Source organism: Parabacteroides sp. D25 (assembly GCF_000307475.1).
Lineage (GTDB): Bacteria > Bacteroidota > Bacteroidia > Bacteroidales > Tannerellaceae > Parabacteroides > Parabacteroides distasonis.
Genome location: NZ_JH976506.1, coordinates 26,078 through 49,315, shown reverse-complemented (window position 1 = coordinate 49,315; position 23,238 = coordinate 26,078). Strand labels below are relative to the sequence as shown.

Annotated in this window: 22 protein-coding genes; 5 read left to right on the top strand and 17 right to left on the bottom strand. The window is 43.8% G+C overall.

The genetic code is table 11. From position 1 onward, the window contains the following. Window positions 1–345 precede the first annotated feature (345 nt). Both HMPREF0999_RS16370 and HMPREF0999_RS16365 read left to right on the top strand, forming a co-directional pair. A complete protein-coding gene (locus tag HMPREF0999_RS16370) occupies window positions 346–543 on the top strand; it encodes a hypothetical protein (RefSeq protein WP_005860990.1) in 198 nt (65 codons plus the stop codon). Between the two features lie 3 nt (window positions 544–546). Then, the gene (locus HMPREF0999_RS16365) at window positions 547–819 is read left to right on the top strand and encodes a type II toxin-antitoxin system YafQ family toxin (RefSeq protein WP_005860988.1); all 273 of its coding nucleotides are present in this window, start codon (window positions 547–549) and stop codon (window positions 817–819) included. A gap of 4 nt (window positions 820–823) precedes the next feature. Here HMPREF0999_RS16365 and folE read toward each other — a convergent pair whose 3' ends face one another. The 14 genes from folE to HMPREF0999_RS16295 all read right to left on the bottom strand — a co-directional run bounded on the left by folE (window position 824) and on the right by HMPREF0999_RS16295 (window position 14,066). Further along, window positions 824–1,414 (bottom strand): GTP cyclohydrolase I FolE, encoded by a 591-nt coding sequence (folE, locus tag HMPREF0999_RS16360; protein WP_010185314.1) that lies wholly within the window; start codon window positions 1,412–1,414, stop codon window positions 824–826. Between the two features lie 5 nt (window positions 1,415–1,419). Continuing rightward, the gene (locus tag HMPREF0999_RS16355) at window positions 1,420–1,926 is read right to left on the bottom strand and encodes a cell division protein (protein WP_009276406.1); all 507 of its coding nucleotides are present in this window, start codon (window positions 1,924–1,926) and stop codon (window positions 1,420–1,422) included. A gap of 70 nt (window positions 1,927–1,996) precedes the next feature. After that, window positions 1,997–2,752, bottom strand: a complete 756-nt coding sequence (tpiA, locus tag HMPREF0999_RS16350; protein ID WP_005860982.1) for a triose-phosphate isomerase — start codon at window positions 2,750–2,752, stop codon at window positions 1,997–1,999. A gap of 36 nt (window positions 2,753–2,788) precedes the next feature. Next, complete coding sequence (locus HMPREF0999_RS16345; RefSeq protein WP_005860979.1) at window positions 2,789–4,072, bottom strand: BT_3928 family protein; 1,284 nt, start codon at window positions 4,070–4,072, stop codon at window positions 2,789–2,791. Between the two features lie 5 nt (window positions 4,073–4,077). After that, a complete protein-coding gene (locus HMPREF0999_RS16340) occupies window positions 4,078–4,623 on the bottom strand; it encodes a DUF1599 domain-containing protein (protein WP_005860977.1) in 546 nt (181 codons plus the stop codon). A gap of 158 nt (window positions 4,624–4,781) precedes the next feature. Further along, window positions 4,782–6,032 (bottom strand): M23 family metallopeptidase, encoded by a 1,251-nt coding sequence (locus HMPREF0999_RS16335; RefSeq protein WP_009276405.1) that lies wholly within the window; start codon window positions 6,030–6,032, stop codon window positions 4,782–4,784. A gap of 210 nt (window positions 6,033–6,242) precedes the next feature. Continuing rightward, complete coding sequence (recG, locus tag HMPREF0999_RS16330; protein ID WP_008773973.1) at window positions 6,243–8,339, bottom strand: ATP-dependent DNA helicase RecG; 2,097 nt, start codon at window positions 8,337–8,339, stop codon at window positions 6,243–6,245. Between the two features lie 22 nt (window positions 8,340–8,361). Further along, on the bottom strand, window positions 8,362–9,060 hold the full coding sequence (locus HMPREF0999_RS16325) for a 2-C-methyl-D-erythritol 4-phosphate cytidylyltransferase (protein ID WP_008773974.1): 699 nt from the start codon (window positions 9,058–9,060) through the stop codon (window positions 8,362–8,364). Then, entirely contained in the window at window positions 9,060–9,257 is a 198-nt protein-coding gene (gene xseB / locus HMPREF0999_RS16320; RefSeq protein ID WP_005860969.1) for an exodeoxyribonuclease VII small subunit, read from the bottom strand. The genes HMPREF0999_RS16325 and xseB overlap by 1 nt, the downstream gene beginning before the upstream one ends. 39 nt (window positions 9,258–9,296) lie before the next feature. Further along, on the bottom strand, window positions 9,297–10,631 hold the full coding sequence (gene xseA, locus HMPREF0999_RS16315) for an exodeoxyribonuclease VII large subunit (RefSeq protein WP_009276404.1): 1,335 nt from the start codon (window positions 10,629–10,631) through the stop codon (window positions 9,297–9,299). Then, window positions 10,612–11,994, bottom strand: a complete 1,383-nt coding sequence (locus tag HMPREF0999_RS16310) for a S8 family serine peptidase (protein WP_008773976.1) — start codon at window positions 11,992–11,994, stop codon at window positions 10,612–10,614. Before HMPREF0999_RS16310 ends, xseA begins: the two co-directional genes overlap by 20 nt. Before the next feature lie 101 nt (window positions 11,995–12,095). After that, window positions 12,096–12,563 (bottom strand): Lrp/AsnC family transcriptional regulator, encoded by a 468-nt coding sequence (locus HMPREF0999_RS16305; RefSeq protein WP_005860962.1) that lies wholly within the window; start codon window positions 12,561–12,563, stop codon window positions 12,096–12,098. A gap of 184 nt (window positions 12,564–12,747) precedes the next feature. Next, the gene (locus tag HMPREF0999_RS16300; protein WP_005860960.1) at window positions 12,748–13,458 is read right to left on the bottom strand and encodes an FKBP-type peptidyl-prolyl cis-trans isomerase; all 711 of its coding nucleotides are present in this window, start codon (window positions 13,456–13,458) and stop codon (window positions 12,748–12,750) included. A gap of 20 nt (window positions 13,459–13,478) precedes the next feature. Continuing rightward, complete coding sequence (locus HMPREF0999_RS16295; protein WP_005866557.1) at window positions 13,479–14,066, bottom strand: FKBP-type peptidyl-prolyl cis-trans isomerase; 588 nt, start codon at window positions 14,064–14,066, stop codon at window positions 13,479–13,481. Window positions 14,067–14,227: 161 nt separating this feature from the next. On the opposite strand from HMPREF0999_RS16295, the gene HMPREF0999_RS16290 reads away from it, so the two are divergent. Next, window positions 14,228–14,917, top strand: coding sequence for an SIR2 family NAD-dependent protein deacylase (locus HMPREF0999_RS16290; RefSeq protein ID WP_009276403.1), 690 nt, complete (start codon window positions 14,228–14,230; stop codon window positions 14,915–14,917). 243 nt (window positions 14,918–15,160) lie between these two features. Here the strand turns inward: HMPREF0999_RS16290 and HMPREF0999_RS16285 are convergent, their stop codons facing one another. Together HMPREF0999_RS16285 and HMPREF0999_RS16280 are read right to left on the bottom strand one after the other, a co-directional pair. After that, window positions 15,161–18,760, bottom strand: coding sequence for a DUF6383 domain-containing protein (locus HMPREF0999_RS16285; RefSeq protein ID WP_009276402.1), 3,600 nt, complete (start codon window positions 18,758–18,760; stop codon window positions 15,161–15,163). A gap of 970 nt (window positions 18,761–19,730) precedes the next feature. Beyond that, window positions 19,731–20,975, bottom strand: coding sequence for a DNA methyltransferase (locus HMPREF0999_RS16280; RefSeq protein ID WP_008780617.1), 1,245 nt, complete (start codon window positions 20,973–20,975; stop codon window positions 19,731–19,733). Window positions 20,976–21,079: 104 nt separating this feature from the next. Here HMPREF0999_RS16280 and HMPREF0999_RS16275 point away from each other — a divergent pair, with 104 nt between their 5' ends. Next, window positions 21,080–21,373, top strand: coding sequence for a helix-turn-helix transcriptional regulator (locus tag HMPREF0999_RS16275; protein WP_005860945.1), 294 nt, complete (start codon window positions 21,080–21,082; stop codon window positions 21,371–21,373). After that, entirely contained in the window at window positions 21,363–22,109 is a 747-nt protein-coding gene (locus HMPREF0999_RS16270) for an MvaI/BcnI restriction endonuclease family protein (RefSeq protein ID WP_005860943.1), read from the top strand. Before HMPREF0999_RS16275 ends, HMPREF0999_RS16270 begins: the two co-directional genes overlap by 11 nt. 76 nt (window positions 22,110–22,185) lie before the next feature. On the opposite strand, the gene HMPREF0999_RS16265 is transcribed toward HMPREF0999_RS16270, so the two are convergent. After that, complete coding sequence (locus HMPREF0999_RS16265; protein WP_005860941.1) at window positions 22,186–23,145, bottom strand: PCMD domain-containing protein; 960 nt, start codon at window positions 23,143–23,145, stop codon at window positions 22,186–22,188. Window positions 23,146–23,238 lie beyond the last annotated feature (93 nt).

Sequence of the window (23,238 nt, the reverse complement as noted above, 5' to 3'; positions counted from 1 at the left end):
CGTGAATGAGCATTCTTACCTCCTTATAGCCCTATCGTAACACCGTTTTTCCCTCCTTTTGCTCCATCGGATATGAATTACGATGAATTATTTTCGCTAGAACAAAAGGCTATTTTTCGGCATTGCTCTATCAATGAACCGATTGCTGATTTATTTTTTCAAATTCAAGCACAAGACGTACCTTAGCCCGGAAAAACCGATTCTCCGAGACTTCCGATTACAAATTGTCAATCCTAACAGATTGTCATATCCTTCGATCGTCTTTCTCGAAATCTCTCAAAGATGATTATCAATTCAATAAAAAAACGTATTTTTGTCACATACAATCTATAAACAACCCAAGATATGGAAGTGACAGTCAAGAAAGTAGAAATTACCTTACCGGAGGTAGACATGGCCTTGCTCAAAGAACTGGCCAAGAAATTCGGTTGGAATATCGGCAGGAAGAAGTCCGGTATAGAGAAGGGACTGGAGGATATCAAGGCCGGAAGAACACACAAAGCGAAAAACGCAGAAGATATGTTTCAACAAATCCTTGGTTGACCCATGTACCGATTGGAATACACCACGAATTTTAAGAAAGATCTTAAAACGTGTAAGAAAAGGGGATTAGAACTTCATCTACTTCAAAGGGTTATCGATATTCTTCAAGAAACCGGTACGCTCCCCAACCAATATCGCCCCCATAAACTAAGCGGTAAATTTGAGGGCCTATGGGAATGCCATATTAAAAGCGACTGGCTCTTAATATGGCAACAAAACGATACCGAACTGGTCTTGATCATGACCGATACTGGTACGCATGCCGACTTGTATTAAGTCATCAGCGGTTATGCTTGATCAGATTCATAAACTCCTCGCGCGTCTTAGCTTGTTGGAAAAAGCCTGTGAAATCAGAGGTAGTCGTCAAGGAATTTTGTTTCTCCACGCCACGCATCTGCATACACATATGCTGCGCCTCGATCACGACCATCACGCCCAACGGGTCCAAGGTCCTCTGGATGCAATCCTTGATCTGCATCGTCATACGCTCCTGTATCTGGAGGCGGCGGGCGAAGATATCCACTACCCTAGGGATCTTGCTTAAGCCCGTAATATATTTCTTGGGGATATAAGCCACGTGGGCCTTGCCAAAGAAAGGCAACATATGATGCTCACAAAGGGAGAAGAAATCGATATCTTTCACGATAACCATCTGTTTGTAATCCTCTTCCTGAAACATGGCGGAACGGAGTACCGCCTCCGGATCCTCATGGTATCCCTTGGTTAAAAACTGCATCGCTTTCGCTACACGTTCCGGCGTTTTAAGCAGACCCTCACGCTCCACGTCCTCACCCAGCAAACCCAATACTTCCTTATAATGGCCGGCCAAAGCTTCCCGGGCACATAGCGTCTCTTCGTTTACTTCTGACATCATCTTTAATTTAGGGGAATTTTTATCTCTTCTCGTACGATATACATTTCCTTTCCGTATTTCGGGAAAGCGCCCATCAACAGGCGCATCATATGATAAGCCTCCTCATGTGAGCGGAAATCCCCTACACGCAATTTCCAGAACGGGGCGTTGTAAGTGACATAGGTCGGGACCTCGGGAAAAAGCTCCTTGATCTCCTTCTCCTTACGAAAAGCCTCGTCTTTCGAGACCCGTTGGTTGTTACCGGAAAATACCTGCGTACGATACCCTTGTACCTTCAAGAAGGTAAGGCTATCTGTCGTCTCCACGTTCGCTCCACGCATACGCTCACCCACCATCTCGCAGATAGCGGCGGATTGATTGATAACGACCTCGCCTTTTCCCAAACCGGATCTCTGCAACGCATCGAATATGGTCGAACGCTCACCTTCCAACGCCGTCTGAGCGAATAAAGATGAAGTACCGGCCATCAAAAAGGCAAATAGCAATAAGATACAAGGAATTCTTTTCATAGATAGAATATTAAAAAGAGTATCTTTCCCCATTCATTGAGGGGAAAGATACCTTCTTATTATGAATTAATTAAAAAGCCTCGATAATCGGCATGAATTTGTCAACGGCCAAAGAAGCGCCACCGATCAAACCACCGTCTACGTTCGGTTTAGCGAACAATTCCTTAGCGTTACCGGCGTTACAGCTACCACCGTAAAGGATCGTGCAGTTATCAGCTACCTCATTGCCATATTTAGCGGCCAAAGTAGCGCGGATGTGAGCGTGGATCTCCTCAGCTTGCTCAGCGGAAGCAGTCTTACCCGTGCCGATAGCCCATACCGGCTCGTAAGCCAAGATGATCTTACCGAAATCCTCAGCGGAAAGGTCGAACAAAGAACCAGCGATCTGAGCGTCTACTACCTCGAAGTGCTTACCGGCTTCTCTCTCTTCCAAAACCTCACCGATGCAGAAGATCGGAGTCAAACCGTTAGCCAAAGCCAACTCAACCTTCGTCTTCAAGATTTCCGGAGTCTCATGATAATAAGCACGTCTCTCAGAGTGGCCTAAGATCACATATTTCGCACCAGTAGAAGCTACCATAGCGGCAGAAACCTCACCTGTATAAGCACCTTTTTCCTTGTCAGCGCAGTTCTCAGCGGCAACACCGATCTTGTTTGTATCGATAGCGGCAGCAACGCTTGCCAAGTGAGTGAACGGAGTACCGATGATCACATCGCAATTCGGAGTCTTACCCTTCAAAGCCTCGTCCAAACCTTTAGCCAAAGCAAGACCTTCAGCAAGAGTAGTGTTCATTTTCCAGTTTCCTGCAACAATATTCTTTCTCATAACTTAATAATTTAAATATGTAATACAAATAAATCTCTATTCAGATTCTTTTCCTTTCCGGCGACGGCGATTGCGCAAGGCATCGTATCCCCAAACCAGCAACAAAGGTACGGTAAAACTTAATAGGTTGGTTATTAGCCGGGCATCTTCTTTCGCTTTCCAGTCGGTATTTCCTTCCAGATAGCCGTTTACGATCGTTTTCAGGTCTTCTTCCTGTGGAATATCGTTGTAATGCCACTTCATCAAGATCGTACCTTTCTTCAGCAAGACCAATCCCGGGTTGGAGCGGATGATCGTTTTCAAAAGGACATCATCGGCCATAAGAAACGGATACTCGGCACCGGTATTATCACTCCATGTAGCGATAGCCTCGGCGGAAGAACCCGTCACGCAATAAAAGCCCAAACCGTTCTCCAAGGCGTAATCGTATACATTGTTGATCTCGTCAATACGCTCATCATCCGCATTCTCCAGACGGGGGGCGATCAAAAGAAAGAGACCTTTCGGGTCGTTCAGCAACTCATCAGTCACGTCTGCGTCATTCTCATTATAAATATGAAATGTGGTAACGGGGGGAACGTATCCTTGTTTGATCAGCTTGGTCTTTGAATCCACGAAAGTCCACGTGCTATCATCGGCCGGAGCGTTCTCCAAAGAAAATTCTTTCTGTACGCCATCCCTCTCGTAAATAAAAGAATACGCATATTCATCCTCGGGCGCACCTTCCGGTATCGACATCAAGGCAGGGATATTCGCACCCAACTTATAGGGACGGAAATCCAAGATCGGCAAATGATTATAATTCCGGTAAGCGAAACCGATAGCGAAGACATATGACCACAAAGCCACGAACCAGTAGACATGGTAGGTATAGCCTTGTAAAAGCCGCTGATTATGGATGAACACGTAAATAGCGGCGGCCAAAAGTACGACATTCTTATAGAAGGTCTGCCAATTACTGATCACCAAGGCATCCCCGAAGCAACCGCAATCCGATACGGGATTGAAGATCGCCAGATACAGCGTCAGCGGCGTCATGAAAGACATCATCAGCAAGGTCAAGAAGGTCGTATACCGCCGGTACACCCCTAATAGCATACAGACACCCAGCATGAATTCCAGAGCGGACAAGTTGAAGGAGATCAATACCGTAAAAGGTTGCAGCTTATCCAGCCCAAAGGAAGTCAGATAGTCGCCAATCTTAATGGCTCCTCCCATGGGATCGACAGCCTTCACCGTCCCGGAGAAGATAAAGACTACTCCCAGTAACAGGCGGCAGACCTCTGCGATCACTTTCTTTACGGTTTCCTTATATTCCATGTAGCTCACTCCTCACCAAACTCCAGCTTGATCAAACCGAAGAGGGCATAATTAATCATATCCATGTAGTTGGCGTCCACTCCCTCAGAAACGAGCGTCTTGCCTCCATGACTCTCGATTTGCTTAGTCCGATAAATCTTCATCAAAATAAGATCCGTATACGAGCTGATACGCATGCTGCGCCACGCCTCATCATAATCATGATTCTTGGCGTACATCAGTTCCTTCGTCTCCGCAATGTATTTATCGTATAATTCCAAGGCTTTCTCTATCGTGATATCGGTCGTATCCGCAAATCCCAACGCCAATTGGACCAAGCCGATCACACCATAATTAACGATAGCGATAAACTCCGGACGGATTCCCTCGTCCACCATGCTCGTCCCCTTGATCTCCAAGCTACGGATACGGTTCGCCTTGATAAATATCTGATCGGTAACCGACTGGGGGCGCATGATCCTCCACGACGGCCCGTAATCTTTCAACTTCTTCTCGAACAACTCCCGGCACAGGGAGATCACTTGCTCGAATTGTTCCTTTGTATTTGGCATACTATCCTAGATTATACCCGCGAATATAGGAAAAAAGACGTAGATGTTCTCGAAAATTCAAGACAACAAAAGCTAATAAGATAAATGAAAAGAGGTTACAACAAAAAGGAGCCACTTTATAAGCGGCTCCTTTTCGTTTCCTTACATCTTATATATCGTTATGAACAGCGTAATGAGCGTCCTAAACGCAACACGGTAGTCTTTGTGATACCGTTCAATTCGCAGAGTTTACTAACAGAAGTACCGTATCTTTTAGCGATAGCGCCAAGCGTATCACCGGATTTAATACGATGATAAACCGAAGTAGCCTCCACATCATTCATTGTATTCGTGTCTTCTCCTAAAGAAGCGGTAGCGGAAGAACTTGCCTGTACCGTGATTTTCTTAGAAGATACGGAAGCAGTCGATTTCTTTTGAGTTTGAGCTTTTGGAGTCGCTTTAGCCGCGGTTTCCACACCGGCACTACAACGAATGGACTGGCCGATACGCAGCATGGAAGTACCTTTCAATCCATTTAAGCGGCAAAGCTCATTCACAGTTGTACCATACATACGAGCGATCTTGCCTAATGTGTCACCGGATTTTACACGATGATAAACCATTTGCTCATTTGAGGATGTATAAATATTACTCTTGCGTCCATTGATCTTTACATTATGAAATACATATTGATCTTGGTGAGGCGCACAACTCTCGAAATCAATAATATCGGCAGGATTAAGAGCCTGACCTAAGAAACGAGTCTCGAAATGCAAGTGAGAACCGGTAGAACGTCCTGTATTCCCCCCCAAGGCGATCGGGTCTCCCGCATGAACGATATCATTTACACCAACCAAAAATTTAGATAAATGGCCATATACAGTCTCCAAACCATTCGGATGACGAACCACTAAATAATAGCCATACCCTCTGCGCTCGAAATTCTTAATACGTACCTTACCATCGAAAGCCGCACGGATTGTATCACCGATCTGTACCTTTAAATCAACCCCTTTATGCATCCGACGCCGGCGAGGGCCATACTTAGAGGTAACCCGGATCATCGTATCGATCGGCAAAACAAACGCCGAACAATCAATCACGCAAGAATCCGGCATATCTACCTTTTTACCCCGGAAAGGATTCACCCATTCATTTGTCCATTCGCCATATAATTCATCGGCAGGGAACATCAAGTTCTCTCTCGCCTCCAACTCCGCTTTTTCATTAATCTCCGCAAGCTCCTTCAAAGCCATATCTTTCTTAAAGCCAACACGGTCAGCCATTAACTCAGATACACGCTTGTCCATAAGTTTGTGGGTTGGATGATTGGGAGTCTCCGGAGTTTCCGGTTTCACCGGGTTCTCCGCATTAGCAGTCGATACCATCACAGCGGCACAACAAATGAATAGAAATGTCCTTATACTCATTTTTTGATAACTTTCATTCTTATAATTCAGGATAAAACGGCAATACCCGACATCTCTGCCTGATTGTCAACTTGTCAAAGTTCGGAAATTTGAATAAGCCGACAAAATTGATTAACGAAAAATTTCTGCAATGACTTTGAATAAAAGCAAAACAAGCGAATAAACAAGCTAAATATCAAAGACTTACAGAACAATATGTTTCACAACATATTAGCTAATCATTCCCCAATTTATCTTCCTTGTGAACAGAGTTTTGAGCCTTTCGCTCAATATCCGGTGCTGTTCGGACAATAATTCGGGGTCTTCGTCAAGAACTCCTTGAGCGATATCCCGCGCATACTGAAGTATTTGTCCATCGGCCGCCAAGTCCGCTATTTTAAGGTCTATCCCCTCGCCACTTTGTCGGGTACCTTCCAAATCTCCATGTCCCCGGAGACGGAGATCCGCCTCAGCGATCTCAAAGCCATTCGTACTGTTCACCATAATCTCCAATCGCTTACGAGTATCATTACTTAGTTTATAGGATGAGACCAAGATACAATAGGATTGTTCAGCACCACGTCCTACCCGGCCACGAAGCTGATGAAGTTGAGAGAGGCCGAAACGTTCAGCACTCTCGATCACCATGACGGATGCGTTCGGCACGTTCACGCCAACCTCTATAACCGTAGTAGCCATCAAGATTTGCGCCTCGCCGGAGATAAACTTCTGCATCTCGGTATCCTTATCCGCCGCTTTCATACGGCCATGTACCATACATACCTTATATTCAGGGAAAACCTCCTTGAACGTCTCAAAACCGGCCTCCAAGTCTTTATAATCCAGTTTCTCATTTCCTTCAATCAACGGATATACCACATAAACCTGACGCCCCTTTTGTATCTCTTTCCGAAGGAACTCATACAATTGCGCCTTTTTATTATCATAGCGATGAAGCGTTTGTATCGGTTTACGTCCCGGAGGTAACTCATCGATCACCGATACATCCAGATCCCCATACAAAGTCATCGCCAAAGTACGGGGAATCGGGGTAGCCGTCATCACCAACACATGCGGCACGATCGCATTCTTCGTCCAAAGGCGTGAGCGTTGCTCCACACCAAAACGGTGCTGCTCATCGATAATCGCTAATCCCAACGAAGAGAAAACCACTGTCTCCTCAATCAACGCATGCGTCCCGATCACGATCTGGATCTCACCGCTGGCAATAGCCGGTAATATCTTATCCCGCTCTTTCTTCTTGGTAGATCCGGTCAAAAGAGCGACCTTAACGTCCATATCTTTCAGGAATCCCATGATCGTCGCATAATGCTGGGTTGCCAATATCTCGGTAGGAGCCATCATACAAGCTTGGCAATGATTATCTATCGCCAATAGCATAGACAATAAGCCTACCAAAGTCTTGCCACTCCCCACATCACCTTGCAGCAGGCGATTCATCTGCCGCCCGCTACCCATATCGATCCGGATCTCACGGACTACCCGTTTCTGGGCGTTCGTCAACTCAAAAGGAAGATACTCTTTATAGAACGTATTGAAATAATGGCCGACCGTAGGGAAAACGATCCCTTTTAGCTTCAGTTTCCGAACGCTAGCGGTACGTAATATATTTAATTGTATGAAGAAAAGCTCGTCAAACTTCAAACGTAACTGGGCGTCACGCAACTTAGCGGCAGATTCCGGGAAATGGATATTCCGCATTGCCTCTGTCATAGACATCATATGGATCCGTTTCAATACGTCGGGGGAAAGCGTCTCTGGAAGTTCCCAGTTCAGCCAGCTTAACAACGTATATTGCAGGTTCTGGATCGCCCGGGAATTCAAGAAAGATTTCTTCATTTTCTCCGAGGTATTATAGAAAGGAGTCAAGCCATTCGCCACTTGATCAGCTTGCTCCATTGAGTCGATATCCGGATGCGGTATGTTATAGGTATGCCCGAACTCCGTAGGCTTTCCGAAAACTATATACTCGGTATTGGGACGATACTTATCTGTCACATAATTCAAGCCCTTGAACCAGACCAAATCGATCGTGCCCGTACCATCCGAGAACTTACCGACCAGCCGTTTACTCCGCCCCTCGCCTAGCGTATCGAAATAGAGAATCTGGCCTTTCAACTGGATATAAGGCATATTCCCACTGATCTCAGCTACTTTATAAAACCGGCTGCGATCTATATATTTATAAGGAAAATAAAAGAGCAAGTCCTCATACGACGATATCCCCGCTTCCTTTTGCAGGATATCCGCCTTCTTGGGTCCTACTCCCGGCAAATACGTAATCGATCGTTTATCAAGGTCCAGCATAACATCTATGAGTTTTTAGGGTTTACCGGGCAAACATCGCTTCCGCTATTAACAAATCAAAGGGCGTGGTAATCTTGATATTCTCACGATCACCGGGAACCGTATCAATCGCATGCCCCATCGCCTCCACCACGGAAGCGTCGTCCGTAAATAAAGACGAATAAGGTTGCTCATAGGCTTTTGTCAATAATTCCAAATGGAAGACTTGCGGGGTTTGTACAGCCATATAGCGGGAACGGTCCACCGGATGGCTCCCTTTTTCATCTGTCTCACGCAGGGAATCAATCATCGGAACAACCGGGATAACGGCTCCCGTGACAGCCGCTTTATCAAAGCAGGCCTCAACAACCTCCGGAGAGACGAAAGGACGAACGCCATCGTGCACAGCGACCAAACTCAGACCGCTATCCTCCTCCCCCTTCCGACGCCTCTCCGCCAAAAGCCAATCCAACCCATTCTTAACCGAGAAGAAGCGAGTATCTCCCCCTTTCACGATCGCATGCGGGACCTTGCAGCCGATTTCCTTGCAAAGCATATTCCAATACGGCTGATGATCCTCCGGAAGCACAAGGATTATACGTGCGGAAGCATCCCAACGATGAAAAGCCTCTAACGTATGCATCAAAAGAGGTTTCCCCCGCATAGGAATAAACTGCTTCGGCAGATCTCCACCCATACGAAGCCCTTTCCCCCCGGCAACGATCAAGACGTACTTATCCATCAATCCAATTCCTCCAAAACTTTTTTAACTTCCTCATCCACTTTATACAGCTTCTCCTTGCAGAGCTTGATCAGACGGGTAGCTTCTTTTACCTTCTCGGACAGGATATCGACATCCAAGTCTCCATTCTCGATCTCAGCCACGATCTTACGAAGTTTCTCGATCGCCTCGTTATATGTTTCTTCTTTCTTCGCCATATTAATTATGTATTTATCGGACGGTTATAAAACCACCCTCTATGGTTTGATAATACTTTTTATTTCACCATCGATGAAGCGAGTCGTCAGTTCTTCGCCGGCTCGCAAATCAGAGGCATGTTTGATAATCTTGCCATCTTTCAAGGCTAAGCTATATCCCCTCTTCAATATATAATCAGGAGAAGCCATCTTGATAAACTGCTCCGTAAGCTGGATAAAACGCCCACTCTCGGAAAGTTTAGAGGTAATACCGTTCCGCAAGCGAAGTTCCGTATTCTCAAGCACCGACTGGCGGCGTGATAACAAACCCGATACCATCGCAGGTAAACGGCTCGCTATCGTTTGCAGTCCCGAACGATTCCGCTCGATCCGGCTTGTCACGATAGAAGGGAAACGGGTCGCTACCAATTGTAAATAGTTTTTCTGTCGGGATAGAATATCCATAGCCAATAAACTCACGTCTTGACGCAAACTCTCCAACTCCTCACCAACGCTATCCATTCGGGAAATAAGGAACTCGGCGACAGCGGTCGGTGTCTTCATCCGGGTATGCGCTACCAAATCTACAACCGTATCATCCCGTTCGTGCCCGATACCCGTGATAATCGGTAAAGGGAATTGAGCGCAATTCGCCGCCAACAGATAAGAATCGAAGCTATTCAAGTCCGAGGTAGCCCCACCCCCACGGATAATCACGACCACATCAAAAAGATCTTGATGTTGATAAATCCGGTCTAAAGCCGCTATTACAGAAGCCTCCGTCCGTTCTCCCTGCATCAAGGCGGGGAATAATTTGGTATAGAACGGATAACCTCCTTTATTCCGTGTCAACTGATTCATAAAATCCTCGTAGCCGGCAGCCGTCGGAGAAGTAATGATAGCGATTCTCCTAGGAAGTAGCGGAAAAGGCAATTCCTTATTCAGTGTAAAGACCCCTTCCTCCTGCAATTGGCGGATAATCTCCATACGCTTACGCACCATATCACCTAACGTATAAGCCGGATCTATATCAAGCACCGTAAGACTCAATCCATACAACTCGTGGAACTCAACAGACACCTTCACCAACACTTTCAAGCCGGAAGCGAACATCTGACCGGTCTCCATCTCGAAATAAGGTTTCAACATACGAAACGTCTTCGCCCAGATAGACCCTCGTACCTTGGCCACCAATTGCCCGGTCTGCACATTCTTCTCCACAAACTCCAGATAACAATGTCCGGAAGAAGTATTCACCCGCACATCGCTCATCTCCGCACGCACCCAGCAAGTCTCCGGGAAAGCCCTCGACAACGCACCCCGTATACGAGTATTCAGCTCTAACAAAGATAGAGCCTCTTTCTCACCCGATAAGTTATTTAGATTCGGCCGCATATTTACGCTCTTGTTTATAAGCTTTGTACACATCCGGGATGCCATATCCCAACTCAGCGTCCGGTTGCTCAAACTTACTGCCGAAACGCTGCAAAAGAGAGATTATATCCTTATTCGTCAGACTGGGAAACGCTTGCCATAGACAAACACCCAACCCCGCTAAGATCGGCGTAGCGAAAGAGGTACCGTTCGCGTAACGGATATTCCCCGTAGGATCTATCACGCAACAGCCCGTACCCAAGGCAACCACATCCGGCTTCACCCGGTAATCCGCCGTAAAGCCAACAGAACTGAAATTACTTTTCTTCTTACGATCCGTGATAGCGCCCACTGTCAATATATCCGGGGCATCCGCTGGAAAGGTTATCTTTCCCCAGCTACCGCCCCCCTCGTTGCCGGCGCTACTAAACAACAAGATCCCTTTTGATGAAGCCATCTTAGCGGCACGACTGATCAAGGAAGTCCTCCCGTCCAATTGATCTTGATGATAGTTCAGGGCCTCTACATCAAAAGAGAAATACCCCAACGAAGAAGAGACCACATCCACTCCCACGCTATCGGCAAATTCCATAGCTGCCGTCCAATAATCCTCCTCGATGGGAAACTCCGAACGGCTATCCTCGCTCTTTATCAGCCAATATTCGGCTTGGGGAGCCGTACCGACCATCAAGCCCGGCGCATCAGCGGCCAAGCAAGATAAGACCTTCGTCCCATGATCATCCCCGATGAAAACGCTTCGGCCGGGGAAAACCACGTTATGCGTTCCTAATAACCGCAAGGAATCAAATACGCTGATCCGATCCACGTTCATGAAACCGGCATCGACCACGGCCACACGCATACCCTTACCCTTAAAGCCCGCCTCATGCAATTTGATACCGTTCAGCATCTTGATCTGCTCCTCGGCATAACCGTAAGGCGATTTCTCCGGTTTATCTATTGGCATAAACCGTGTCGTATCATTCTCCTCCCTAGGAATATCGATTTCCTCGTCACCTTTCCAGACCCATTTCACGGAATCCACGATCGGGAGGCGCAAGAGACGCTCAGCGACCAAGCTATCCGGACTGGACACCACGACCGTAGAGAACCATTTGCTCTCCAGCACCGGTTTTCCTCCATTGGCGGACAAGGTATCCAGATAAGCTTGAGCGATCGGCAAATCCGATTCCGACACCGATATACCTTGCCGGTTCCGTCGCTCAACAGACTCCTTGGAAAGATATTCCTCCGGGTTATCCAGCGTATAACCGGAATCCCCTTTATCTTTCAAATACACCCGAAAACGAAAACTTTCCCCCGCATGTACTCCCAAAGAAAACAAACTGAATACGAAAACGAATATTCCTATATATTTACTCATAGAACCTCACACAATTACGAATTACAAAGATAGATGATACCGCCGAATAAACAAAAAAGCCCGGCACTGGAATAGGCCGGGCTCATGTATAATTCTTCGTCTTATTCATTGATATTACAGATAGGGATCTCACGTTTAACACTTTGGCGTAAAGAAATCAAGGTCTCTGTAGCCGTAACACCCGGTATCTCTTGAATCTTGGAGTTCAAAAGCTCCATCAAGTGCTCGTTATCACGGGCATACAGCTTGATCAGCATCGTATACGGACCCGTAGTGAAATGGCATTCTACCACTTCGGGTATTTTCTCGAATTCCGGGACAACATCCTTGTACATAGATCCACGCTCCAATTTCACGCCGATATAGGTACATGTATTATACCCCAATATTTTAGGATTGATGTGATACCCTGAGCCAACGATCACATTCATATCAATCATGCGTTGAACCCGTTGATGAATAGCTGCACGAGATACACCGCACTCCTCGGCAACATCTTTAAAAGGAATCCTAGCATTCTTTGAAATAATGTTCAATATCTGCCGGTCCAGTTTGTCTATCTTCTCCATTTTAAATTCGCTTTATTATATGCATTCAGATTTAATGTATCAAAAGTATATAATAAATTTGAATCATATATCATTCTGAAAGAAAAAAGTAATCAATAAATAATAAAAGCGGGCAAAAAATGCTTTTTAGCATAATTTGCCCGCCTATTATCTTACAAACGTTCCGTTTCTATTTCTTCGCTACTTATTCTTTTACGATGTCAAGCAACTCAACCTCGAACTTCAATACGCTGTTCGGTTTGATATCTTGTCCTGCGCCACGTTCGCCATAAGCCAACTCAGCCGGGATCCAGAAGATATATTTAGAACCGACCGGCATGATCTGCAAGCCCTCAGTCCAGCCCTTGATTACTTGGCCAACACCGAACTCAGCCGGCTCGCCACGATCCACGGAGCTATCAAACTTAGTACCGTCCAATAGAGTTCCGGTATAATGAACTTTTACCTTATCGGTAGCGGTCGGCTTCGCGCCTGTACCTTCTTTCTCTACCTTATATTGCAAGCCGCTCTCAGTCGTGATAACGCCTTCTTTTGTCTTATTCTCCGCCAAGAACTTATCGCCCTCTTCTTTTGTCTTCTTAGCCTCGCGAGCCTGAGCCTCTACGAAGTAAGTCTGCAAATATTGTTGAGCCTGTTGCGGATTCATCTTCATCGCAGAAGAATCCCCTTTGATAGCTTGGATAAAACCAGCGATCAAATCATCTACGTTAGCCTCACCACCCGGCAAAGTCTTTAAGTTTTCCTTATAACCGGCACCTGTGCTGATACCAATAGCGTAGCTTGCGCTATCGATAGAAGTCTTCAAGCTCGCGCTTTTGTGAGAATCACCGCAAGAGGTGAAAGATGCGCCCATTGCTACAATCACTGTAGCGACTAATACACTTAACTTTTTCATTTTTCTTTAACTCTTATATATTATTTTTCGATATCTAATAACTCAACGTCGAAGATCAACGTACTATTCGGCTCGATAGCCTCACCTGCCCCACGCTCGCCATAAGCAAGGTTAGACGGGATAAACAATCTCCATTTAGAACCGACCGGCATCAACTGCAAAGCCTCTACCCATCCCGGGATTACCTGTGAAACACCGAATACGGCGGGCTCGCCTCTCTGTACGGAGCTATCAAACACCTGACCGTTGATTAACGTACCGTGATAGTGGCATTTTACCTTATCGTTCGCCGTAGGTTTAGCGCCTGTACCATTCTTCAGCACCTCGTATTGCAAACCGCTAGGCAACTCTACCACACCAGCCTTATGCTTATTGATAGAAAGGAACTCCTCACCGGCTTTCTTATTGATCTCCAGTTTCTCTTGTTGAAGCTTCATGAAGTAATCATTGATCACTTGTTTTGCCTCATCATAACTAAGAGCAGGTTTTGCCTCTGTTAAGACGTCATTCAATCCCTGTACAAAATCTTCCACTTGAAGATCCTTGATGCCTGAGTTCTGGAAATTATTTCCGATACTTAAGCCAAGCGCATAACTTACTTTATCCATTCTTTTTTCTTGTTCAACTAATTATAAGCCACAAAAGTAATGCTTTTAATCGTATAACAGCATTTTGTAAGAACTTTTTATTTCATTCAAAGCTTTTTACGAAATAAAGTCGTAACTTCGTAACTATTAATATATACATCTATACATTAAACAAGTAACAGATGAAAAAGTTAGTCATACTTACCGGAGCGGGAATGAGCGCAGAGAGCGGTATCTCCACTTTCCGTGACTCGGACGGGTTATGGGAGAAATACCGGGTGGAAGATGTCGCCACGCCGGAAGGCTTCGCCGCCAACCCTAAATTGGTTCTCGACTTCTACAACCAGCGCAGAAGAGAGTTATTGAATACGAAACCTAACGCCGGTCACCTCGGGCTAGCCGCCTTGGAGAAAGATTTCGACGTACGGATCATTACCCAGAATATCGATAACTTACATGAACGCGCGGGTAGCAGCCACGTGATCCATCTGCATGGAGAGTTGATGAAGGCATGCTCCGTAAGGGATCTGGACACGACCTACGATCTATCGCCGGAGAACCCGGATATTCATCTGGGTGACAAGGACCCTCACGGAAATCAGCTACGTCCTTTCGTCGTATGGTTTGGAGAGGCGGTACCCATGATAGAGCCTTCCATCAAGCTGGTGGAAGATTGTGATATCTTCGTGATTATCGGCACCTCCTTAAACGTCTATCCCGCCGCCGGTTTGCTGAACTACGTGCGTCGGGGCCAGCCGATCTATTTGATCGACCCGAAAGATGTACGTACTTATCGCGACGACATCGAGCATATACAGGCCGGAGCCTCGGAAGGGGTCAAGAGGCTGACGAAGTTGCTTACGCAGAATTAAACAATTCATACACTCATTAGGTCTGACGAAGGCAAGTATAAACACGAAGTCCTTGGCATGCGAACACATTGCCAAGGACTTGTTTTTTTATCCGCTTCCATCCTCACGGAAGTACTTACGGATGAACTTTAATTTATTACTTTAGTATTAATATTAATCCAATTCCCGCCTGTTCATCCGTCACGGATTACTTGGATCGATACCCGCACGGGAATTGTATGATTATCTTATTTCGTTTATTTCTTATTTCACGATTGCCTTTACAGCTTCCTCGCCGTCAACAGCTACCGCTACGATACCGGCAGGTACAGCGATTGTAGCGTTATCGGAGGTAAGAACAGTCTCAGCGACAACCTTACCTAAGATATTCGTGATAACGATAGACTTACCGGCTGCGCCTTGAACGGTTACAGTACCGTTGCCGGCTACGATAGATACGCCTTCAGCGTTAGCGCCTTCGATAGATGTTACCATATCCTCAGCGTCAGTCTTCTGGTATGCGTTGAAGATCAAGGCACCGTCAGAACCAGTCTTAGCTGCATCAAACTTAGAATCACCACGAGTCAATACCAAGCAACCATTCTGCATCTTCAACCATGCGGCGTAAGAAGGAGCGATGGAGCCGGCTACAGCCTCATTGTAACCCTTAGTAGCTTTACCACCCAAAGAGATATAACCCTTGCTCTTATCCTTGCTGTCTACCAACACATCATCAAGAGTTGAAGTAGCACCCTCATTGTAGATGTTAGATTCGAACAAGAACTCATTAGCCTCACCTTCCTCAGCCGTTACGCCAGCCACATTAGACGGAGTTACATAACGGAATGACCATGTTACGTTCTTATGGTTGTCACCTTGCAAGTTCACGATATACTTCGTGTTGATCTTAGCTTTCGTGTATGCATCGATGATATCAGCTACGTCCAACTTAGCCGGATCCATATCCTTGAACTCATTTACCAAGATAAACAAGCTGTCGCCTGCGTGAATAGCCTTCACGAAACCTACGCGAGTGTAACCGCCATCAATATCCATATACGGAGTCTCCAATTCGTGATCCTTGATCATAGCGGAATCGCCAAAGCTTACCAAATACTTACCATAATGGAAACCAGCATGGGCCTTAGTAGCGTGAGAACACTCAGCGGCACTAACTTGATGACCCGCATTATCAAAGTGATTGTGTTCGTATGTACAAGGAACACCCGGAGTACCGGCTTGGTCGTTACGAGCCACAGAAACCAAATATTGAGGTTTGATGTTACCCAAGCCACGATTTACCCAAACAGAGTCGATGATGAATGCCAATTTGCCATTAGCCTTTTCCTTGTTCCAGATACCGGCGTAATCAACATCCTTATCCAGTAAGTTCTTGTTCCATTCATCCATCAAGTACTCACCACGAGTCTTCTCTACAAAGTACAAGCTATCAGCGGTTTCGTTCTCACCTAACACAGTGTTGTTAAAACGGCGGTATAATGGAGAGTCATCGATCTCTACAGCGAATGCAGAAGTACGGATTTCTTGATAACCATTGAACTTGTCATTCAAATTACCTTGTGTTAGATCCAAGGTGTTATCATCAACAGAGACTTTAATTTTAGCATATCCATTAGACTCATTTGTATAATCTTCCGCTGTAGGATCCTCATTCAGAACAAACTTACCGTTTTCCTTAGTGAAGAGATATACATCCTCCTTACTATTATCCGCAACAACAAGATTACCATCTTTATCATTTACTATATATGAATAATATGTAGTTCCTTTATCATCTTCATAAGATAAATAGTTCCATTTTACAGAATAATAGTAGCCATCTCCTCCTTTATAATACAGATCCGAAGTCAGTTTAGTATCTGTCGTATAAGTCTTAAAGCTTGCCTCTACCAACGCATAATAATGCTTACCATCGATGCAGTTATTCTCTTTTAAGAAGAATGGGGTCGGATTTTTCTTCATCATGTATTTCTTTGCGGTACCGTCATAAGATAAGTAACGCTTCTCGCCATTAACAGCATTATATACATAATAAACATTTCTCACTAAAGTATCACCAACACCGTACGTATCATTCTCTACAACCAATTCCAAACGGAAGTTTGACTTACCGTCGTTCTCGTCTACACGTACGATAGAGTCCTTACCTGCAGGAGTATACAGATATTTATCTAATGCCAAACCATGCAAGTAATTAAAGGTATAAGTCTGAACTTTAGCCTCATCAGCGGATACATATTTGTAACCTAACTTCTTGTCGGCAACCAATTCATCCGCAACTTTCTTGAAAGACAAGGTATCAGTTCCATGTCCGTAGAAACAGAATACATCATCACTACCTTCCACCTTAAAGAACTGAAGAGGAGAAGTAGTCTTTAATCTATCATTGAACTCACGGTTCGTGATATTTACTGTAGCCGTATTGGAAGTACCGTTCTTCTCAACTACCCATTGAGCGGCAGGTATATGATTGAAATCTTGTCTCTTAGCTTGATATGTCCAACCGAAACTTCCGGCTAAGTTCGCCAAAGCGTAAGTGCCATTTTTCTCCGGTTGGTTTCCACCTGTAGATTTATACTGGATCGTATAGACACCATTAGGAATGGTTGTCAATGTCAAGCCTGTGAACTTCGTTCCGATCGTAACCTTTACGTTCTGATCGCCCAGAACAGGATATAATTTATTGCCACTACCATCAGTGCCCTTACGAGTACCAACACCGTCCTCATCTTTCGCAACATTGACAGTCAATACATTCATACCGTTCAATTGAGACATGTAGATGTACTCGTCTTTAACTATTTCCAGTGGCTCTGACGTACCACTCTGAGTCCACGTAGAGTTGTTGTTCTCTTTCAAGAATGCTTTCCATTGATCGTCATTCTTATCACCTTTCTTATATTCATGAGCTACCTCCGCTACTTGAACATACAATTCTTCCTTCGCAGCATTATAAGAAAACTTAAACTTGTATGAGCCGTCCAGACGTTTAGCCTTATCTGCATACTCCATATGGTCATAAGTATATTTCAAAAGCTTGTCGGATTCCGTACCGCCATAGTAAGCCGTATCAACAACTACATAAGCATCTTTCCCATCAAATTTTTGATCTTTAGCCTGTAAATAAACATAACCACTACCAGCATTCTGAGCGTTCAAAGCCGTAGCTGTCATTAAATTGCTTTGCCCTTTCGTAACTTCCGGATCCATGTTCAATCCAAAGAACAACTCAGCAGGTTTGTCCGTCTCTACTGATTGCAATAATGTATTCAAGTCATCAGCACCTAAAGGCATTGGAGTCTCACTAGGTTTCTCGCTCTTTAACGCAACTACCGTACCCAATTTATCCAAAGTCTTAGCCTTGACCAGATAATAACCAATCGCAGGATCATTAGCAATAGCCAAGATATAATCTCCGTTGTAAGAAACGATAGTATTTACATTATTTACCGTTTCACTCACCCATTCTGTAGCGGAGCCACCACCTAACGTAAGAGCGATCTTCTTTGAATTCTTCGTATCCTCCAAGCTGTAAGCCGTAGCAGGATCGACAGCCAAAGTCAAGCTTGTAGCCTTATTCACGAATGAATAAAGGTCTTTGCCTAAAGAGGTTTTCTTAGCGGAAACAGTCCAAGTAGCCTTGTTCAAGGAAGAAAGATTCGTTGAAACATTCACCGAATTGTTCAATTTGCCGAATTGTTCTCCTGTCTCAACAGTCAAGTATTTACTACTTTCTGTTCCCAACAAGATTACGTCGCCTTTCTTCGCATCAACCTGCGCACCTGCGGAAAATGCAGTCGCAAGCATGGCACTAGCCAGAAACGTTGTAAACTTTTTGTTCATAAATCGAAAATTTAATATTAATAATAGTGTTAATTAAATACCGTTCAACACTTTAAATCATCGACCACTACTCGAAAACGACTAGTCTAAACGATCGTCTAAATCTTGCGTTTTTTTAGTGTCGAAACGGGAGGTTTGTTGAAAGAATCGGTTGTTTCGTAGAGGATAACCTATCCTATTGATAAGAAAGAGAATAAGTGATAAAAAAATAGCTCGGAAGGGTTGCAAGTATCGAAGAAACGCGTACCTTTGCAAATGACTAAAAGAATCGATCGTTTAAACTAGTCGTTTCTATCCCATAAAAAATTCTCAAATATCAACGTATTTAACTATACATTAATGTACGAGCGTACATTAAAAGAACAATTCATTTCTACTTTCAATTATCTATTTATATTTTACTTCCAATACAGACTATTTCCCGCGAATCTCCCTGTCAGTAAAACAGCATTCATACAATCCTTTTGACCGAAATAAAGCGCATATCGTGACATAGCCTATTCGTAAAAGAGGCAAGATAATGGGAAAAAGGAGGTTGTAAGCGGCGTTTTATGCGGCAAAGTACTACTTTTTACACACGAGTATCGACAAAAGCCTACGCTATCGGTCGTGTTTGGCAACGCCAATAGTGCCGTTGGGCATCGTGAATAGTCAAGAATAGGGTCGTGAACTATCAAGAATAGCCATCATAACCCTGTCACTTCCCTATCGTAACCCATTGAGATAGGTTTTTCATCCCATAAAATAGGAATTAGGATGAGCTAGTTTCGCTAGAACAAAAGAGCATCTTTTGATATCCAACTATCCAACAAGCGATTAAATATATTTTAACTCAAATTTAAGAGTAGACTGTACATTCCCCCGCAATAATCGATTCTACGGGCGTTAAGATTACAAACTGTCAAAAAGAAAGAACTCGACACTAGGAGCCATTGGCTATCAATTCAGTCAAATAAAACAGCCTCTTTCCTTATTTCTTCTCCAATATGACTATATATTCATTGCACATCGTACTAACCTTCTTCCCTGCCACATTAGTAGGACTTGTTTTGGAAGGCATCCTTTTGTTAGGTATTTCTCTAACAATAGTATCGATATGTGTAAAACCATTCTTCTCAAACATTTCAGCAGTAAAGTAATCTAATGGAATTTGAACCCCCTTAACCGTTCTGTTCCCTACGACATAACAAACGACTCCACCACTCTTTATTACAGACGCGACATTCTTTATAGAACAGCTATAATCATTAAGAAACGAGACCACTTCCAAATTTCTCTTTGGGTCAATGCTCTTTATTTCGTCCAGTTCAGATTTAATGCTTTTAGTCTCAAAAAGTTCCTCTTTCTGAACTCGTCCCCCCATTAGGAGATTATCTAGTGTTTTAGCATTTTCAAAATTGAACCATTCATTTGCCCACCTTGAAAATTGTCCATAAGCAACGGTTGTTCTACTATCGCCATAAGGCGGAGAGGTTACAACCATATCAACACTATTCGGCTGTATTATATCGGAAGGGATTTCTATAGTACTATTAAAGTCATAGATACCTATATTACATGGATATTTTATACTATTAAACTCCTCAAGTCCATTTATATTTCTTATAACCTTTTCTTCAAACAATCGAAAGACATCCGGTTTGAAGTCTTTAATTTTCTCTTCCTTCATCCTAAACCGCTTAAATTCTCCATTCCTCGTAAACGACACCTCTCTAACAGTCTCAGAAAGAGGAACTTTAAAGAAATCAGCGAAATCCAAAGCCACACATTCATTAATTACTTGATAAATATAAGAAAGGCGCAAAAGGCTATCTCTGGAATACCAATAAGTATAATTAGAAATATTATCGAAATTCTTATTCTTGACCTTATCTTCAGAATACTCAAAGAACAAGGCTTGCATCATTGAAAAAGTATCTCTGATACAAGATAAATCATAATGGGTTGTTTTTACATGGCTCATCAATCTAGCCAATGGATTAAGGTCTGTTCCTATCGCGTTTATACCTTTTATAGAAGCCTCAACTAACGATGTACCGCTTCCCATATATGGATCAAAAAGTAGCTCAACTCCATCCTCTGGCTTATATTCCTCTATTAGAGCTCTTGCTACTTGGGGAATCATCATCGCAGGATACGCATGATAGCAATGAGTAAATTCTTTGGTATCGGCATCCTTAAAGCTCCACCTATTATCAATCGTTCTTTTGTACATACCTTCCTTACTTATATTATGTGAGTGCAAATATACTCAATTGCTCACATATTGTGAGTACATAAGCATATATAAAACTATATTTTTGGGCAAAAATAACAATAATGATTAGAAAGACCGAGTATCAACTTGAAATCATCCTTAAGATAAAGGAGCTAAGAGAGGCCAACAATGTTAGCCAAAAAGAGTTGTCGAATCTCCTCGAAGTGGCTCCGGGCTTAATAGGGAGTATAGAAAGCCCTAAATTTCCACATAAGTACACCCTTAGTCAGATCTATAAAATATGCCACTATTTCAACATTACCATAGAACAGCTATTCATATCAGAGGAAGATTTTTCCAAAGATAGAGATATTATTGACTTACTCATATTTAATATAATACGTTATGGAGAATAAGGATTTTATTATTTCAAAGTTCAAAGAGGTTAAATCCTTGGAATATGTTCCAAGCAATAGAGCCAACAATACTGGGATTGGAAAAACATTTGAAGATTACATCGGAGTTGTCGAGAACAATTTAGACGAGCCCGATTTAGCTGGATTCGAAATAAAATCTCATCGCGGCGCTTCATGCTCTTACGTTACCCTATTCACTAAAAGCCCCTCATTTCCCAAACGCGCGAATGCTTATTTAAAAGATAAATTTGGCACACCTTATGAAGATGCACCATCTATAAATAGCTTGCATACGTCTATGTTTGCAAATAGCTATAACACATATATGAAGAAATATTCTTTTAAACTCCTAAACAACCCTGTCGCCAAGACAATATTAATAGGAGTATTTGACTTAAATACAAAAGAGCTGTTAGATTGTAGCGTAGGTTACACCTATCAAGACATTCAAAAAGCACTAACAAAGAAGCTAAAGAACTTATTATATGTAACTGCCCAAACGAAAAAAGAAGGAGGTAAGGAACTCTTCTACTTCAATAAAGCCGATATATATACAGAGCCATCATTTGAACGTTTTATATCACTCTTAACCGATGGGAAGATAATGTATGATATAAGAATCGGGAGCTATAAATCTGGCCCCAAATATGGTATGCCGCACGACCATGGGAGTGGATTCAGAATATTAGAGGCTAATATCAGACTATTATATTCTGATCACGAAACCATAGAATAAAACAAGCTACGCTTCATTTGTTGGCTTCTGTATCAAGACCGGAGACAAATACCATAGGGTTTCAACGATAATAGGATCAATATCCCAACCGGATATTATCTACCCAAAAGGTATTTCCCGGAGACCCTATGTATGAGCCTCCGTGACTGGAACAGAACTCTAAGATCATATGGGTTACCTCATCGTCCTCCGTTCCCCAGCCGATTTCTTGGATGGGCACATTCTTGCCTTTGCTGTTCAAGCTATAACGGGCGGACTCACCGAGTTGAAACCCCATATATTCTTCATAATCGCTACGTTTCGTGATATCGCCGTATAAGATCGTAAAACTGGCATCGTTTACCCAATCCGTATTTTCATCCATCCGGATTACCAGCGTACCGATACGCTTAGCATATATGTTCCCGTCCTTATCTTCCCAACGCTTCTGAAGAAAGAGATTCACCAAAGGCATATCAATGCCATTTACCTCCGATCTCTTGCTAAAACCACTCAATTTAATACGATTGGGATCACCGGAGAGTTTCACCTTATAATCGAATAACAAGGACGTAGGTTTTTGGTGAAACGGGATACCGCAAACGATCTGCCCCCACGTCTCCGAAGAATTCTTCGCCGGTTCCAGAAAACGGCCGAGATAGAGGCATCCACCGACCAGCACCTTCACGTTCATGATACCCATCGCCGAGATCGATTCTATACCCGTCTCCAGCCGTGCGCAATACCCCTCATCCCGTCTTTCGGGGTAGACACTGACGCTAGCTTTCGTAATCCCGCTCACCCTTGCCATCACGTTAGAACTGCCCCAAGGCGAAGCTTTCGGCTCAAAAGGTTTATTTCCGATAATCGTATCCATAGGGCCAACGCAGTAAAGAGTCTTTGTCTCCTTCCCGATAATAGCCGATTCCGTGATCTTACGTACCACCCACTGATCCAGATCGCCATAACGGATCACTTCCGTCTTTCGCTGGGCATATAGCGCCATACTCATCCCCAAAAAGACAAATAAATAGCCTAACCGATTATTTACTACCATAAGTTACCCCCCTATCCAAATCCTTTTTTATTTTTGCAGCGAAATTAATTAGAATTGATAACACAAGGAAGGTCCGTATAAAGAATTTATTCG